This window comes from Mycobacterium shottsii, assembly GCF_010728525.1.
GTDB lineage: Bacteria > Actinomycetota > Actinomycetes > Mycobacteriales > Mycobacteriaceae > Mycobacterium > Mycobacterium marinum.
Genome location: NZ_AP022572.1, coordinates 1,849,106 through 1,866,273, shown reverse-complemented (window position 1 = coordinate 1,866,273; position 17,168 = coordinate 1,849,106). Strand labels below are relative to the sequence as shown.

12 protein-coding genes and 1 pseudogene are annotated in these 17,168 nt (G+C 65.6%); 4 read left to right on the top strand and 9 right to left on the bottom strand.

Annotated elements, in window-relative coordinates; genetic code table 11:
* Nucleotide 1 precedes the first annotated feature (1 nt).
* The 7 genes and pseudogenes from eccCa to G6N41_RS08695 all read right to left on the bottom strand — a co-directional run bounded on the left by eccCa (nt 2) and on the right by G6N41_RS08695 (nt 12,474).
* Nucleotides 2-4,003, bottom strand: coding sequence for a type VII secretion protein EccCa (gene eccCa / locus G6N41_RS08725; RefSeq protein WP_198967135.1), 4,002 nt, complete (start codon nt 4,001-4,003; stop codon nt 2-4).
* The gene (eccB, locus tag G6N41_RS08720) at nt 4,000-5,601 is read right to left on the bottom strand and encodes a type VII secretion protein EccB (RefSeq protein WP_198967134.1); all 1,602 of its coding nucleotides are present in this window, start codon (nt 5,599-5,601) and stop codon (nt 4,000-4,002) included. The genes eccCa and eccB overlap by 4 nt, the downstream gene beginning before the upstream one ends.
* Nucleotides 5,598-7,460, bottom strand: a complete 1,863-nt coding sequence (gene eccA3 / locus G6N41_RS08715; RefSeq protein WP_220075365.1) for a type VII secretion system ESX-3 AAA family ATPase EccA3 — start codon at nt 7,458-7,460, stop codon at nt 5,598-5,600. Before eccA3 ends, eccB begins: the two co-directional genes overlap by 4 nt.
* 441 nt (nt 7,461-7,901) lie before the next feature.
* Nucleotides 7,902-8,807, bottom strand: a complete 906-nt coding sequence (locus G6N41_RS08710; protein WP_198967133.1) for a class I SAM-dependent methyltransferase — start codon at nt 8,805-8,807, stop codon at nt 7,902-7,904.
* Between the two features lie 32 nt (nt 8,808-8,839).
* Nucleotides 8,840-9,713, bottom strand: a pseudogene (locus tag G6N41_RS08705) (IS5 family transposase).
* Nucleotides 9,714-9,759: 46 nt separating this feature from the next.
* A complete protein-coding gene (locus G6N41_RS08700; RefSeq protein ID WP_198967132.1) occupies nt 9,760-11,337 on the bottom strand; it encodes a PPE family protein in 1,578 nt (525 codons plus the stop codon).
* Between the two features lie 234 nt (nt 11,338-11,571).
* Complete coding sequence (locus G6N41_RS08695) at nt 11,572-12,474, bottom strand: oxygenase MpaB family protein (RefSeq protein ID WP_198967131.1); 903 nt, start codon at nt 12,472-12,474, stop codon at nt 11,572-11,574.
* A gap of 124 nt (nt 12,475-12,598) precedes the next feature.
* Between G6N41_RS08695 and G6N41_RS08690 the strand changes: the two genes are divergently transcribed.
* Nucleotides 12,599-13,255 (top strand): TetR/AcrR family transcriptional regulator, encoded by a 657-nt coding sequence (locus G6N41_RS08690; RefSeq protein ID WP_181005677.1) that lies wholly within the window; start codon nt 12,599-12,601, stop codon nt 13,253-13,255.
* Here the strand turns inward: G6N41_RS08690 and G6N41_RS08685 are convergent.
* Nucleotides 13,209-13,757, bottom strand: a complete 549-nt coding sequence (locus G6N41_RS08685) for a hypothetical protein (protein ID WP_198967130.1) — start codon at nt 13,755-13,757, stop codon at nt 13,209-13,211. The genes G6N41_RS08690 and G6N41_RS08685 overlap by 47 nt on opposite strands.
* A gap of 6 nt (nt 13,758-13,763) precedes the next feature.
* Nucleotides 13,764-14,345, bottom strand: coding sequence for a VOC family protein (locus tag G6N41_RS08680; protein WP_012392501.1), 582 nt, complete (start codon nt 14,343-14,345; stop codon nt 13,764-13,766).
* A 90-nt stretch (nt 14,346-14,435) separates the two neighbouring features.
* Here G6N41_RS08680 and G6N41_RS08675 point away from each other — a divergent pair, with 90 nt between their 5' ends.
* Genes G6N41_RS08675 through G6N41_RS08665 form a run of 3 tightly spaced genes read left to right on the top strand, consistent with a single transcriptional unit; the run spans nt 14,436 to nt 17,138 of the window.
* Nucleotides 14,436-15,044, top strand: coding sequence for a TetR/AcrR family transcriptional regulator (locus tag G6N41_RS08675; RefSeq protein WP_198967129.1), 609 nt, complete (start codon nt 14,436-14,438; stop codon nt 15,042-15,044).
* A 1-nt stretch (nt 15,045) separates the two neighbouring features.
* Nucleotides 15,046-16,179, top strand: coding sequence for an alpha/beta hydrolase (locus tag G6N41_RS08670; protein ID WP_198967128.1), 1,134 nt, complete (start codon nt 15,046-15,048; stop codon nt 16,177-16,179).
* On the top strand, nt 16,170-17,138 hold the full coding sequence (locus tag G6N41_RS08665) for a 2-hydroxyacid dehydrogenase (protein ID WP_020731551.1): 969 nt from the start codon (nt 16,170-16,172) through the stop codon (nt 17,136-17,138). Before G6N41_RS08670 ends, G6N41_RS08665 begins: the two co-directional genes overlap by 10 nt.
* The last annotated feature ends 30 nt before the right edge of the window (nt 17,139-17,168 follow it).

Genomic DNA, 17,168 nt, shown 5'->3' with positions numbered 1-17,168 from the left:
ACTAATTTCCCTTCTGCTGCGTTTCAGTAACTGTCGTGGCCTCACCGACAAGCGGATTGACCAATTGCACGTACGTCGGATCATCACTGTCGCCCAACAACATCGCTCGTCCCGCCGGCAGGCGACTGAACCGTTGACCGCGGATCTTGCCGCTGTCTTGCGGGTTGCCCGCCAACATCAACGTGGTCGCCTGCAGATCGTTGAACCGGCGCAACAGCGGGCTGGTCATCAGCGCGTGCGCCGATCCGGACGCGCGCGCCGTGACGATCACCCGCAACCCGAGATCTGCGGCTTGGGCCAGCAGACCGATCAGCGGTGTCCACGGCCGCTGCCCGGCAAAGGGACCCGACATCGCGGCCGTGTCCGGGATCTGGTCAACGTCATCGATGATCAGGTAGTGGGTGTGGCCCTGATAAGTCCACCGGGCCAGCTCCGCGGCAGACATGCCCGCCGGCGGCCGTCGTGAGTCGATCAGGTTGGCCAGGCCCAGCATCGCCGGGACGATCCGATCGATGTTGGCGGTGTACTCGTTTTCGGGGAATAACGGCTCGTCAACGAGATGCAGCCGTCGATCCAGCACGGTGAAAGCCACCTGATCCTCGGTGGAGTGCTCACGTACGGTGCGGATGATGTGGCGCAGCAGGGTCGTCTTGCCCGACTTGCTGTCACCGAACACCATCAACAGCGGGTTCTCGGCAAGGTTGAGCACCACCGGCGCCAAGTCTTCTTCGCGCTGACCGATGACGATCTGATCCGGGCCGCGATAGAGGTTTCCGACCGCGTCCGGGGCAAGGTCGATCGGCAACAGCCGCACCGGTGGGGCGGCCATGCCCGGGTAGCGCGCGTTGATTGCCGGCACCTGATCCAGCTCTGGCGCGGCGAACAGGAAATGCTCGGCGGCCATGGTCAGCCCGCGGCCGGGCTGGTCGTGCGGAACGGATTCAGCCGGTCGACGTAGCGCGCCGACCACCCGCACGTTGCTGTCCCGCGCGTCGTGCAACCGCAGTTCGAGACGCATCCCCAGACCGTCGCGCATCGCCAACGGCACTTCCAGCCAGCTGGGGGTGGTGATGATGACGTGGATCCCGTACGCCATGCCGACATTGACCAACTCAGTCACCCTGGCCAGCAACGGGTTACGAGTGTTGAACTGGTCGGTGTTGTCGCGGCTGAACGCGTACAGGTTGTCGATGACCAGGAATACCTCGCCGAAACCGTCGTCGGGGACCGAACCATGGGCCTGACCGTTTCCACCCCGGTCCCGGAACACCTCGCGCTGCTGACGCGCCAGCAGCAACTGCTCCAACTCACCGAAGGTGCGCCGAATGCGTTCGGGTTCCAGTGCGGATGCGACGCTACCGACGTGGGCCAGATCCTGCAGCGCCCGCAGTTGCCCGCCGCCGTAGTCCAGGCAATAGAACGTGACCTCGCTGGGCGAATGCAGGCTGGCGGCCGACAGCATGAACGACTGCAGCGCGGTGGACTTTCCGGATTTGGGACCACCATGGATCACCAAGTTCCCGGCCGACGAGTTCGCATCGAACACCAGCGGGTCGCGGCGCATCTCGAATGGCTTGTCGATCTCGCCGAGGGGCCAGCGCCACTGTCGTTGCGCCACCCCGGCCGTGGCCAGCAGCGTGCTCAACGGGATGGGCTCGTCCAACGGCGGCAGCCACAGCCGTGGCGCCTGCGGACCGTAGCAGGCCAGCTGTTCGCCGATCGTTGCGATCAGCTTGCGCGGCGGACCAACCGGGTGCTCCTCTTCGACCTCGGAGATGACGGTGTCCGGATCCGGCTCCACCGCGGTGGCGGTGAACAACTTGGGCTCCGGGATGTTGTGCACAACCCGGGTCTTGGTCTGCTGGGGCGGCTCGTAGATGCCGTCGACGTAGGTGCTGCGGAACCGGATCGGGGCCGCACCCGGCGCCGGAACCAGAAAGCCGACGCCCTTGTGCTCTTTGCCCGCCTCGATGTGGTAGGCGTCCTCCACCCCGATGATCTGGCGAGAAACGCTGGCGCTGGCCACTTTCAGCCCGATCCGATAGGAGGTGTTCTTGTCGATGTCCTTGATCTTGCCGACATCGAGGGTCTGGGACGCGAACAGGATGTGGATGCGGAACGACCGGCCTTTACGAGCCACGTAGTCGAACAGCTCCGCGTACTCGGGATGGTCGGCCAGCATCAGGGTGAACTCGTCGGCGACCACGAACAGCGTCGGGATCGGGGGAAGGTCAAGTCCGGCAACGCCCCCCGATTCCCGGGCGTTCTCGTACTCGAGCACCGAGTTGAAGGCGCTGCCCTGGATCTTGCGGCCGGCCTCGCGCAACAGCGTCTCGCGACGAGCCACCTCACCGCGCAGGGTGTCGGCGAACCGGTCGGCCAACGACTTCTTCTCGGCCATGTTGGAGATCACCGCGACGACCTGAGGGAAATTCCGGAAGCTGTCCGCCCCGGCCTCACCCTTGAAGTCGGCGTAGATGACGATGAGCCGCTCCGCTGAGTGAGTTGTCAACAGCGACAGCAAGATCGACATCAGGGTCTGGGATTTCCCGGACCCGGTCATGCCGATCATCAGGCCGTGCGGCCCCATCCCGCCTTCGGCTTCGTCCTTCAGGTCGAACATCAACGGCTCGCCGCTGGCGGTGATGCCGATCGGCACGCGCAACTCGTCGTCGCGGCGGCGCTGACCCCAGATTGCCTGTACATCCAGCTGTGAAGCGTCCGGGATGCCCAGCAGCGTGGTGAAGCTCGCGCCGCGGGTGGCCGCCGAGCGCAGCCCGGCATGCGTTGGGTTGGAATCCCACCGTGACAGCCGGCGGGCCAGGTGCGAGGCTTCGTCGGCACCCAACTGGTCCGCGTGGTCAATGTAGGCCTGCCAGCCGCCGCCGGTCTGCCAGCGGGTGATGGCGCCATCCTCGATGCGCAGGATCGGCTTCTCCGGATCCGAATACTGCTCGCGGTGCGGAAGGGTGGACGAACAGTGCACCACGGTGACCCCGGCGCGGCCCATCGCCAGCATCGACGCGTTGATGTCGTAGTCGGGATCGTCGACCACGATCAGCAAGTGCCGCAACGCGTCTGCTGCCGATCCAGCGTAGGCGGGTCGATCGAGTATCGCGGGAGCCAACATTTCGACCAGGTCATCGGGGTCGGCCGCCAGGTAGCGGGCCGGGCCCACGCCGTCGGCCTGACCGGGGATGTCGACGTGCGGCAACCACTTCAGCCAGGACCACTGGCCGCTTTCCAGGTCGCGGGTGGCCAGCGCCACTCCCAGCACCGTCGGGTCGTGCCAGGTCACCGCTTGGGCAACCCAGGCCCGCAGCGCGTCGCGCACCTGGGCACGGTCCCCGACGAGGGTGACCCGCGAGACCTCGGTCAGATCGATCCCGGTCGGCACGTCACGAACCGTGCGTTGGGTGTCGAGCAGGCTACGTAATGCACTGTGCGACACCGGCTCCAAGTCGATTTCATCCGCGGTGTCGCTAACCCGCAGGGTGGTGGTGAGCGGCACGGAATGGCGGCCGGCCCGCAGCACCAGGAAGTCGGGATCGTGCGGGTCGCGCTCCCACTGCCGACGGGATCCGGGCACCGCGGCCAACACGTCCGGGTCGGGATGGGACCACTGCGCCGCGGCCCGCTGCTGAGCCGCCTGGGCCCGGATGTTGTCCCGCACCACCGACAGATAACGCAGGTAATCGGCCCGTTCGGCGTCGACTTCCTCGGTGCGCATCTTCTTGTCGTTGCCGCGGAAGAGCGCGGTCGCGGCCAGCAGCAGCACGAAGGGGAAGAACAGGGTCTGCGGGGAAATCATCTTCATGCCGGTCGCCACCAGGGCGATGATCATTCCGACGATGAGGATCACGATCAGAACAGGCATCGCACGCCGCAACATCGACGGCGGAATCACCCGGGGCAACTCCGGCGGAGCCTCGATGGTGATGGTGCCCTTGCGGGTATTCGGCGGCGCCAGCCGCCGGCGGGCCTCGAAGATCAGTCTGCTCATCGGGGCTCCCCCTCGGCCGATACCGGACGACCCGGCTTGCTGTCAGGTGCCAACCCGTCGTGGGCCATCAGTGCGTCGGCGCGGGACAGCGTCGGGCCTGGCGCGAACAACGACAGGACGGACCACGGAATCAGTACCGGGGGATCTTGCAGCCCAAGCGCCTCAACCGTCTTGCGGCCGCCTTCCCCTTCGGTGTCGATGCCGTAGCGCACCCCGGTGTCGGAGACCCAGAACAACGACCCGGTGGGCGGCGCCGCGGGGCCACCACCAGCGGTCTGGGTGAAGTAGCCGGTACCTGGCGCCAGGGCAACTCGGGTTGCCACAGCACCGTTTTGCGATCCGCCACCCACCAAGTCGACGGTGTGGACCGCGTCGAGCACCGGCAACGCCGCTCCGGACAACAAGGTCAGCGAGCTGGTCGTCGCACCGACCGGTTTGCTCCAGTAGGCGCAGGTGATGGGATTGCTTTCGGTGTCGACAAGGTGCATCGGTGTGGCGGGATAGCGGGTGGTATCCAGCATTCGCGCCACCGGCAGCTTGGCGACGTCATCGGCACCGATCCGCGGCGGCTGCTGCAGACCGTAGGAGTTGGTGTTGCGCAGGATGGCAGCCAGCACCGGCGAGATCGGCTGCAGTCCGTCCGGCAGCACGGCATAGTACTGAATGCTGTTGTCACCCAGGGTGTAAGCCTGAACCACTGAGCCAATAGGCCCGGGCACGGCAAAGGCCGCCGGATTGCCTGCGTCGGGAATAGCCGGTGCCGCCAGCGGTGCCGCCTCCGGTATCGCGTTGAACAAGCCCGGCGCGATGGGTCGCGGCGCGGGCAGGTCGGTGCCAAATCCCAGCGCATTGGTGACCGCATGGTCGGCCAGGTCCATCCGGCTGCGCTTGCCGTCCCACAGCAGCCAGCTACTAGTGCCGTCATTGACCAGAATCACCTGCCCGGCGCCGAGCGCGGTTGCCCGGTGGCCGCTGGGCTCCGGCGAGCCGGCGATCACCGTAACGCCGGTGCTGTGGGCGGCGCTGCCGCCTTGCGACCCACTGCTGATGGCGTCGCACACCGTCCAGTCGGAGTCGCGGGCCTCGCTCTGCACCATCCGCTCGGGGGCACCAGGAATGCCGATCAGGTTGCCGCGCGGAAAACGGTCCAGCTCAGTACTTTTCACCGTCGTGGGGTTGAAGGGGTGGCCGACGATCAGCCGAGCGGAGGTCAGGTTGAGCACCGGGTGCAGGGTGTCTCCGACCCGCACGTACAGCGCGGCGCTGGACCGATCGGCGAGTACCGCGTTGCTCCCCACCTGGCCGTTGGGCCGGATGAGCGAGAATACGAAGCAGCCAACCAAACCGGTGATGAAGATCAGCACACCCATCAGGACCGAACGCGACTGGGTGCGCAACGGGTCGACCAGCATCCGGGTGTCGTGCAACGCGATACCCGAAGCGATGCGGCGCATCACGAACCGCCAACCGGTCACCTGGTGACGGGTGACGAAACCGCGCCGGTACTCGACCTTGTCGGGGTTGTCGTTGACCGGGGTACGCGACGTGAACGATCGCCGGGCACCGGCCCATTCGCCATCGGGCTCATTGGTCGTCATGCGGGCACCGAAAGACCCAGGCCGCGCAGCAGCGGTTCAACCGACCTGCCCACGTCGGAGCCGGTGATTGTCATTAGCTCGTCATCGCTGAACTCGCCGGATCCAGCGTGCTCGGAGTGGTCGAGCCGGAATTCGCGTTCTTCTTCGGAACGTTCGACGATGTTACGCACGAACCGGCCGTTGCCGGCGATGTCGAGGCTGCGCCGCGAGACTCCGTTGGAGTCCGGAGTTGAGCCGGCCGCCAGCCTGGCGAACAGCCCCTCCAAGTCCTGCAGCGCCGCCGGTTCGAAGATGCTGTCGCGCTGTTCGGCCATCTTGTGTGCGATCTCCACCAGCTCATGTGAGGTGTACGAGGGGAAGTCGATGCTGCGGGTGAATCGCGAGCGCAAGCCCTCGTTGGTATCCAGAAACTTGTCCAGATCGGCCCGGTAACCGGCGATGATCACCACCAGCCGATCACGGTCGTTTTCCATGCGGGCCAGCAAGGTGTCGATGGCCACCAGCCCGAAGTCGTTCTTGGCGCCGGTTGCTACCAGCGCGTAGGCCTCATCGAGGAACAGCACCCCATCCAGTGCGCTGTCGATGATGGCGTTGGTCTTGGCCTCGGTTTCGCCGATGTGTTGGCCGATGAGGTCGGCGCGGTGCACCTCCCTGATGTTCTCCCGCTTCAACAGACCAAGGCCGCAATAGATCTTGGCAACCACGCGCGCAATCGTCGTCTTACCGGTCCCAGGCGGGCCAGCGAAGATCAGGTGGTGGGTGCGCTGAGCTACGGCAAGCCCCCGCTGCTTACGCACCAGCTCCATGGCCACCGAACTCTTCAGCCGGGAAACCTGGTTTTTCACCTCTTCCAGTCCGATGAACTCGGCCAGCTGAAGCTCGGCCTCGTGCAGCAGCACGCCCTTGCGCTCGTGGGCGGCGGGGTCGACGAAGTCGTCGGCGCTGGGCTCGGTTTCGGGATCCCAGGGGTCGGTACGAGCCTCGATCTGACCTGTCGTGGTGGTCACAATCCCAAAGCTGGTGTCGGAGAGCGCGTGCTCGATTTGCTCGTTCTCCGGATGGGCGGCATACAGGTCCTGCAGGACTTCGCTCGCCGACTCCTCGTCCACGTGGGCACGCAACACCAACGCCTTGGCCAGTGCGCCATCGACCGCGGCGACCGGAACGGGGCCGTCCGGTTCCTCGAGGTAGGACAGCGCCGGGGCAAACATGCCCAACCGGGCCAGCGCGGTGCCCAGGGTGATCTTGGCCGCGTGCGCAAAGGCCTCGTCAAGTTCGGAGTCGTTGACGATCGGGGTCAGCAGCTTGACGACATCCGACCAACGCTGGGCGCGGTAGTTGATGACGACCGCGAGCCAGCGCGCGTCGCGCCAGCTCGGCCGGCGGTCGACAATGCCCGACACCAACTCGTTGGCCTTGGCGAATTGCGCCGACTCTCCCGCCAGCGCCAGTGCCGCCGCGTACGCGAGATGAAAGCCATCCGGGTCGGTCGCCCGAAACCACAGATAAAGGCCGGTGTCGTAGAGGAAGCCCAACGACCCGGCCGCCAACTCCACGTGGCGCTGCAACGTACCGGCCGTACCCGCGGTCCGCGAGACCGCCTCGAGGACTCCAATTGACTGATCTCCGGCGGCCGCCAATCCGGTCCATGCGTCACACTGATCGCTGGCGACCCGGGTCAGCGCACCGAAACCCGATCGTGCGGCGTCCAGGTCAGCTGGGCGCTTGCGGTCATAAACCGCGATGCCAAGCGCGCGGCAGCAGGTCGCGAACCGACTGACAACGTCAGCGTCTACCCGGCCGCTTACCCGCGACGTAGGGGACTGAGCAGCAGGCATGCCGTTATCACCACGTTTCACGCTTCTGCTGTCTCCTGAACCTCGCGTTGCTCTAAACTACCGTCAAAATCAGCCCTGAAGTTAGCATTGCATAAGCTAACTGTCGAGGTGATTGCGAGCACGTTACTCACCACCGGACCTCGCGCCCCAGTGCGCTGAACTGCAACTTATAGTCCCCCGGCGGACTACTGCACACAGCTTGCATTCGCATGATGAATATTTCCTCCCCAGACGAGCCCACCGCGCGTCATCAAGCACTCCAGAGTAGTGAACATGATTTTCATTATCAAACCTTGGTCGACGCCAGGACCACCCACCAGCCGACCCCTCACCACGGTTGATCACCCGCAGAACGCATCGCCTGGGCGGCGTAAACCACAAGCCGCCCAGTGGTCGGATCCAGGCATCCAGAAGTTCCGAGCCGAACCGAATCCGGCATCAATAACGGCATCGGATCGCTGATCAGGGCTTGGTGGCGCTCATCAGGGTGTTGCGCGCGAACATCGCCGCAACCTCGGACCCGGGACCGGGTACCGGTCGGCCCACCTCGCGCAGGTAGTTGTTCAACCGGGTGCCCAGCGCGGTCCAGCCGTGTTCGCTAAACCAGTCGGCGGCCGGAGCACATCGCTCGTTGTAGAGCAGCTGGAAAAACGGCCGCTCACCTCCAGCAGCCAAGGCGGCGCGTTCTTCCTCCAACTTGGCGGCGAACTCCGCGTCGGGCAGCGGTGCACCATCCTCCACCGCAACATGACTGCCGAGGCAGGCCAGGCTGTCGATGCCGGTAAACAGTTGCTCTTGCGCCGCAGCGGGCAGATAAATCAGCAACCCTTCGGCGATCCACGCCGACGGAGCTTCGGCATCAAAGCCGCTGTCCCGTAGTGCCTGGGGCCAATCGTCTCGCAGATCGACGGCGATCTCCCGACGCTCGGTGCGCGGCCGAACACCATGGCCACCGAGCACCTCACGCTTGAAATCGAGGACCTGAGGTCGGTCCAACTCGAAGATGGTGGTCCCGTCCGGCCAGGACAATCGGTAGGCGCGCGAATCCAGCCCCGCCGCCAAGACCACCACCTGCCGCACCCCCGCCTCGACCGCGCGGCGGAAGTAGGCGTCGAAGTACTTGGTGCGGGCACCCTGGAAATTGACGAAGTGCTTGCCAAAGTCGTCGCTCTGCAATTCGTGGTCCGCTGCGTTGCCGTCCAGGGCGTCGGCCCAGGAACCGCCGACGGCGCGGCAGAACAGCTCCGCGTACGGGTCCACGGCCAAGGGGTCGGGCTTCAGCGCCTCTAGTGCACGTGCCGTGGCGACGAACAGTGCCGTCGACCCAACACTGGTGGTGATGTCCCAGCTATCGCCTTCGCTACGCACCCAACCGACATTACGCGGCTAGGTCCTGTCTGCTAATTGCGGACGCGATGGTAGGTGATGATGGCGGCCAGGGTGGCACCGCCGAGGTAGGTCAGGGCGTATTTGTCGTAGCAGGTGGCGACCGCGCGCCAGTGTTTGAGCCCGTTGAAGCTTCGCTCGACGGTGTTACGGTGCTTGTAAATTCGGCCTGAGAACCCCGGAGGCCGTCCTCTGTTGCGGCCTTTGGCTTTGCGGCGGGTGATCTGGTCGCTGCGCTCGGGGATGGTATGGGCGATCTTGAGCCGGCGCAGCTGTGCCCGCGTCGAGTCATGGGAGTACGCCTTGTCCGCCAGCAGGCGATACGGGGCGTATGAGTTGCTGCACCGGGCGGCCAGCAGTGGCCAAAGCATCGGATTATCACCGGCTTGACCGGCCGACAGTGCCAGGGTGACCGGACTGCACAGCTGGTCGGTCAAGGCGTGGATCTTGGTAGTCAGCCCGCCGCGGGAACGCCCAATGGCGTGGTCATCGGGCTCATCGAGATATTTCTTGTAATTCGACAGATCCCCCTGTGCGGCGCCCGGAGCGCGCTCCGGCTGCGTGTCGGTGGGCGCGCACACTGGTCGAATCGACCGACAACAGTGCGCCCAGGTCGGCGTCCTCGGCGTCGAGGTCAGAGGCGATCGCCGCGAAGATCCGCGCGTAGATGCCATCGACCGACCAGCGTAGATGCCTCTCGGCCACCGATTGCCAGGGACCGAAGTGCTCGGGCAGGTCACACCACGGAGATCCCGTACGGTAACGCCAGATAATGCCCTCCAGAGTACGTCGATGATCGTTCCACGGCCGGCCACGCCGCCGCCCCGCAGGCAACACCGCCACGATCAGCGACCACAAATCATCAGAAATCGCATGCGTCCGCATCACCCAAACAGCATCAGCCAAAACACCATTCACATTAAGCAGACACGCCCTAGTCGCTCGGCGCATCCGAGTCGGTGTCCCAGGTACCCGGAAGCATCGGCATCTTCGGACCGCCACCGAACTCGCCGGCGACCAGGGTGGTCAACCCCGCCGCCGTGGCGGCCGATTCGCTGTGCACCGTGCCGGCGAATCCCAGTCGCCCGGCACCCTGCGTCGAGGCCACCGGCTCATCGTCACGGGGTCCGCCCCAGTCCGGATCGACCTCCACGTCCATGAACTCCTCGCCGTAGCCACGTTCCGTCTTACGCTTGCGCCGACGCCGACGTGCCTCCTCGCGCGCGGCCGCCGCGGCGGCCAGCGCCGCGGAATCCGGCTCCGGCGCCTTTCTCCTGGCGCTCGCGGCCGCGCTGGCGCTCATACCCTCGCCATAGCCGATACCGGGACCACCCCCCACCAGGAAGGGGAACCCGAAGCCCCCTGCGGCCGGGGCGGGCGGGGGCGGCGGCGCGGCGTTGGCCACCGTGCTCGTCGCGGACGGCGGTGCAGATGGCGGTGTGGGCGCCGCCACCGACGCGGCGACCGTGGGGGCCAACACAACGCCGGGCGGCATCGGCGGGGCGATCGGCGCGATGGCGGCCGGAAGGGCGGCCGAATGCAGACCGGCCAGCCCGGATAGCCCGGCCAATCCCGATATCGCCCCCAGATTGGCAACAACGCCACCGAGTGCAACGGCGAGCAACTGCGGGGATTGCGCCAGCGCTTGAATGATCTGGGCGATGTGCGTCGGCCAATCGAACAAGACGAGTTCGACCATGAACTCGATGGCGCCGATCGGATTGGTGAACAATTCCTTGATGAAGGTCTGAAAGTCCTGACCGAACTCCAGGGCACGAACCAGCCACCAGATCGGTTGGGCTGCGTTGACGTAGTCGTCGTAGGGGATGCCGTTCACGGTCCCTTCGGCGGGATCCCAGATGATCCTGCCGCCGCTGATGATGCGCAGTACCTCGGCAACGAAGTAGTCGATCGGGGTGGGATCGCCCCCATGGTCATGGTCATGGTCATGGGCGGCGGCCGGCGCTGCCAGGATGCGCGGAGCCGGAGTGCTCGGTGGCGTCGACGCCACGGCGGTCGCGGATACCGCTTGATAGGTCGACATGGTGGTCGCCGCTTGAATCCACATTCGGACGTAGTCGGCCTCGTTGGCGGCGACCGGAATGGTGTTGATGCCGAAGAAGTTCGTCGCCATCAAGACCCCGTGGATGACGTGGTTGGCGGCCAACTCCGGCATGGTCGGCATGGCCGCCAATGCGGTGGTGTAGGCGGCGGCCGCCGCCTCATGCTGTGCAGCCGCCTGCGCACTGGTCGCGCTGGCCCGCATCAGCCACATCAGGTAAGGCACATGGGCGGCCACATACAGCTCTGCGCTCAACCCCTCCCAGGCCCCGCCCTGCACCGCTGCGAGCACGCCCATGAGTTCGTCTGCCACCGACGCGTACTCGGTGCTCAACCCCGCCCACGCCGCTGCCCCCGACAGCAGCGACGCCGGCCCCGGGCCGCTGCTGAGCAGGGCCGAATGCACCTCAGGCGGCGAGGCGAACCACACCGGAGCCACCACGGCCAGCACTGCCAGAGATGAATATGATTGTCATTATCGACATAATGACACCACGGACGGCCACATTGCAAGTCCGGCGGGAAACCACTTCCTGGGGGTTTTGGAGGCCGCCATCAGGTCCATAAACGCCGGTGGGCGGCCCAACGGATCGGGCCGAACAGATCTGGTCAGGGCGCGCCGAAGTCCACGCCCCTTCCGCAAGATAGAGAGTCAGCCGCGTTGGCCGGACCGCCCGCTCGGGCGTTACACCAACCGACGGCCGGTCCTGATCCGGCGGTCCAGGTCCCAGAGCATCAAATTGAACGGGAACTCCCGCACGATTCGCGGCATCATCCGATTTAGCGCACCCACCACGGCAATCAACCGATCGAACCGCCGTTGCTTGGCCGCATCCCAGGGCAACCGCATCTCGTCACGGAACCGCTGCGGCAGAAAACCGGTGGTGATCAGCAGCGCCAAGCCTTCCGACCACCGCCGCAGCGGGCCCGGCAGGGCAACCCCGCGCACCCGGGACGCGGCGATCGGATAAAGATATTCGCGCACGGCGTCATCGATGTGGATCTTCTGCAGCGACTCCTGCCAGTACCGATCAAAGGCGGCCCGATCCGGCGGCCACAGCTCGGCGGGCACCTGCAGGGTGGTGCCCATCGACATGCCGTCGCGATAGTGGCGATCGGCCTCCTCGTCGTCCATCTCGCCGACGAAGGTTCGATAGATATCAACGCCGCCCTTATACAGGCAGGCCGCCACCCAAAGCTGCAGCTCCACGTCGAAGGCGCTGTAACTCACCGGGCTCTCCGGTGTCGAGTAGACCTGGGCATGGACCCGGTTCACGGCACGGCGAAAGGCGGCCTTTTGCTCGTCGGTGCCGGCGCTGGCCAGCGCAACGTAGGTGAAGGTGGTTCGGGCCCGTTTTATCGGATGGCGGTCGATTCGACCGCTTTCGACCCGACTTTCCATCACGCCGTGTCCAACTCCAGGACGCGCCAACTCCATGATCACGTTGGCCGGACCGGCCAGCAGCGCCACCCCCATCAGCCCATCCCCGAAACCGCCGCGTTTTCGCCGCCTGACCTGGCGCGGCGGGTCAGAGATCGGCCGCTCGACATGCGGCGCAAGTCGGCCCGCCGCCTCCTGGATCGTCACCGAAACCCCCTGCCCGCGGGTATCAATTATGAAAACACCCGTTTCCCGATGGTGTCGTGCTACCGCTTTAATGTCAAGATATTTGGCAATGACTAGTAATACCGAGGGGTCCAGCGCCCCAAGCATGCGTCCGTACCGGGGAGTGGAGGCGACCGAACGGCTCGCAGCTCGCCGCAGCCAGCTACTCGAGGCCGGGCTGGAACTGCTCGGTTCCAGCGATCGCGATATCGCCGAGCTAACGGTGCGGGGCATCTGCCGCCAGGCCGGCCTGTCGGCACGCTATTTCTACGAGAGCTTCCCCGACAAGGATGAATTCATCGGCGGGGTCTTCGACTGGGTGGTCGGCGATCTGGCCACCACCATCCAGGCCGCGGTTGCGACGGTGCCCCCTCCCGAGCAGGCCCGCGCCGGGATCGCCGAAATTGTGCGCACCATCGTCGGTGACGCCCGCATCGGGCGGCTGCTCTTCAGCACCCACCTGGCCAATCCCGTGGTCGTGCGCAAGCGCACCGAATCCAGCGCACTGTTCGCCATGCTGTCGGGCCAGCATGCCGGCGATGCGCTCAGAATCCCGGCCAACGACCGGATCAAGGTGGGCGCGCACTTCATCGTCGGCGGCGTTGCCCAGACCATCAGCGCCTGGATCGAGGGCGACGTCGAACTCGAGCCCGGCCAGCTCGTCGACCAGCTGGCTTCGCTGCTCGATGAACTCTCCGATCCCAGGCTTTACGGCCTCAGGGGAACAAGGGCAGGTGCCACAGCCGCGTCCCCGGCTCAATAAGCCACAGCCGCGCCAGCGTGAGTCGCATGATGCGTTGCGCCCCGGTGATCATCACGACGGCTATCGGTAGCTCGATGAACAGCACGGACCCCACCGACCACCAGCGGTCGTTGGGCCCCGCCGTCATCAGATCGAACCAGGCGTCACAGATCAGCAGCACACCGGTGGTGAAAGCGGTCAGCAGCAGCAGTTGGCGGCGCAGATAGCCCAGCACCGCGGTAGCCGCCATGAAGGCCACCAACAGGATATCGAAGCCCACCCAAGTGGCCGGCCAGTTGTGCGCCACGTAGTTTCCCGGCAAGGTCAGCCCCAGAAATACCGTCCACGGGATCAGCACCAGCGCGCAACTGATGATGAGCCGCAGTCGGATACGACGAGTCCGGGAGAGGATCGTCGGGTCCACCAACTCGCCAAGCGGCCGTTCCAGCCGGGAAATCAGATCACGCCGTTGCTGCGGGCTCAGTGCCGCGATCTGATCGTCGGTCAAGATAGCGTCGGTCACGCTTGCCTAGTGCCCCGCTGCCACCGGAGGCCGCCGGTCTGCCGCCGTGCGGGGCACCGCCGGCGTGTCGTCGGCAGTGAACTCCTTTATCCAGCAGGCGAATTCCAGCGTGATGCCATCGGGATCCTGGAAGTAGAAGGAGCGAACGTACACCCCCGGATGCACCGTCGCCGACACCTGGAACTCGCTGTGGTCGTGATTGAGCACGGGGCCGACCCGCACGCCCTTGTCCTTCAACCGTTGCCGGTAGGCGTCGAACTTTTCCGCCGGTACGTGAAAGGCCAGGTGGTTCATGGTGCTCACGGCGCTGGTGATGTCGCCAATGCCGGGGATAGCCCCCGGCGACGAGATGCCCGGGACGCGATCGGGTGCGTCGGCGAACCAGAAGAAGGCGACGCAGTCACCGTTGCCCGCATCGAAAAAGAAGTGCTGGCCCTGGCCGCCGGGCAGGTCGAGCGACTTGATCAGCGGCATCCCGAGGATGTTGCTGTAGAAGTCCACGGTACGAGCCATGTCCGAACAAACCAGCGCGACGTGGTTGATTCCGCCGAACTCGAATTCGGTATTGGTGTTGTGCGGCTTGATCATCTGTTGACTCCGATCAAGTGCGTGGCCTGGCCACGATTCAAATCTGAATCTAACATCAGATTCAGATTTGTTCCAGAGGAGGTACGCCAGGTGCCGGAGTTCCCGACGCACCGCGGACGCCAGACGCAGGCCGCGATCGACACCGCCGCCCGGACGGTTATTGCGCGCAAGGGCGTCTTGGCCACCACGATTGCCGACATCGCCGCCGAGGCCGGCCGCTCGGCGGCATCCTTCTACAACTACTACGACTCCAAAGAAGCAATGGTCCGCCAGTGGGCACTGCGGTTTCGCGATGAAGTCAACCAGCGGGCACTGTCGGTGACCAGCCACGGTCTCTCCAATCGGGAGCGCGCCTATGAAGCCGCCGCCGCGCACTGGAACACCTATCGCAACCGCCTCGCAGAGATGGTCAGCGTGTCGCAGTTGGCCATGGTCAACGAGGACTTTGCCCAACAGTGGGCCGATATGTGTGCAGTCCCCATCAGTTTCATCAAGGAAACGGTCAAGCGCGCCCAGGCCGAGGACTACTGCCCGGGCGACGACCCGCAGCTGGTCGCCGAGGCGATCGTGGCAATGTTCAACCAGTTCTGTTACATCCAGCTCAGCGGGTCTCGTACCAAAGAGCCCGACGACCTGGCCTGCATCCAGACCCTGGCCAACATCTACTACCGAGCCATCTACGGCGTGGAGGTCTCCTGAATTGTCCGCTGCAACCGGCACACCCGAGATCAACCGCGAGTTCGTCGGGCTGAGTTCGCCGACCGCCGGACGAGCCGGTGCCGGCGGACACCCGTGCCAAGGGCTCTATCACCGTGCCGCGGGAACCAGGCCAACGGTGGCGATGATCGCCACGCACTACCAGATCGATTTCTCCGAGCACTACCTCGCCGACTACATGGCCGCCCGCGGCATCGGGTTCCTGGGCTGGAACACCAGGTTTCGCGGCTTCGAAAGCAACTTTGCGCTGGACCACGCGCTGGTCGACATCGGGGTCGGGGTGCGCTGGCTGCGCGAAGTCGCCGGCGCGGAAACGGTGGTGCTGCTGGGTAACTCCGGAGGCGGGTCGCTGATGGCCGCCTATCAGTCACAGGCGGTGGATCCAAACGTAACGCCGCTGGCGGGAACGCGCCCGGCGGCCGGCGTCAACGAACTACCCACCGCGGACGGCTACGTGGCCACGGCCGCCCATCCCGGCCGCCCGGAAGTGCTGACGGCCTGGATGGACGCCGCCGTCATCGACGAAAACTACCCCGTTGCAACCGATCCCGACCTGGACCTGTTCAACGAGCGCAACGGGCCGCCATACTCCCCAGAGTTCCTCAGCCGCTACCGGGCGGCGCAGGCGGCGCGCAACGAGAGCATCACCGACTGGGCCGAGGACGAACTCAAACGCGTACGCGCCGCGGGATTTTCCGACCGGCCATTCACCGTGATGCGCACCTGGGCCGATCCGCGCATGGTCGACGCCAGCATCGAACCGACCAACCGAGAGCCCAATCTGTGCTATGCCGGAAAACCGGTGCGGGCAAACCGCTCAGCGCGCGGCATCGCCGCGGCCTGCACGCTGCGCAACTGGCTGGGCATGTGGAGCCTGCGGGTGGCGCAGACCCGGGCGGCACCGCACCTAGCCCGGATCACGTGTCCCGCCCTGGTGATCAATGCCGACGCCGACACCGGAGTGTTCCCCTCCGACGCGCAGTGCATCTACGACGGGCTCGCCAGCACGGACAAAGCACGCGCCTCCATCGATACCGACCACTACTTCACCACCCCCGGCGCACGCGACGAACAAGCCGACACCATCACCGACTGGATAGCGAAGCGGTGGCAGTGAACCAGCCGTTACGAGTTCTGGCCCACTTCGTCCCCGGCGAGAAGGTACTTGAATTTATTGCCGCACAGCGTGATTGGCTCGACATCAGATGGTGCGCCGAAGACGACGACAGTGGCTTCTATCGGGAGTTGGACCACGCCGAGGTAATTTGGCACGTCTTGCGCCCACTCTCGGGCGCCGACCTGCAACGCGCGCCGCGGTTGCGGCTGGTCCAAAAGCTCGGCGCCGGAGTGAACACGATCGACGTGGCGACCGCGACCAAGCACGGCATCGCCGTCGCCAACATGCCCGGCGCCAACGCGCCTTCGGTCGCCGAGGGCACGGTGCTGCTCATGCTGGCAGCGCTGCGCCGGCTGCCGGAGCTCGACGCGGCGACCCGGCAGGGACGGGGCTGGCCAACCGACCCGCAACTGGGCGAATCGGTGCGCGACATCGGCAGTTGTACCGTCGGACTGATCGGTTACGGCAACATCGCCAAGCGGGTGGCCACCATAGTCTCAGCGATGGGCGCAACCGTGCTGCACACCAGCACCCGAGACGACGGGCGGCCCGGCTGGCGGCCCCTGCCCGAACTGCTGGCCACCAGTGACATCGTCTCGCTGCACCTGCCGTTGACGCCGCACACCGATCGGCTGCTCGACGCCGACGCCCTGGCCCGGATGAAGCCGAATTCATTGCTGATCAACACTTCTCGCGGCGCCGTCGTCGACGAAGACGCCCTGGTTGACGCGCTGCGCAGCGGATCGCTGGCCGCCGCCGGGCTCGATGTGTTCGCCGTGGAGCCGGTGGTGCGCGAGAATCCGTTGCTGCGCCTGGACAACGTGGTGCTCACCCCCCACGTCACCTGGTACACCGTCGACACCATGCGGCGCTATCTGACCGAGGCCGTCGACAACTGCCGCCGCCTGCGCGACGGCCTGTCACTAGCCAATGTGGTCAACTGCAAAGCCGATTGTTAGCTTGGAGGTGCTTGGCCGATACGGCGGTTC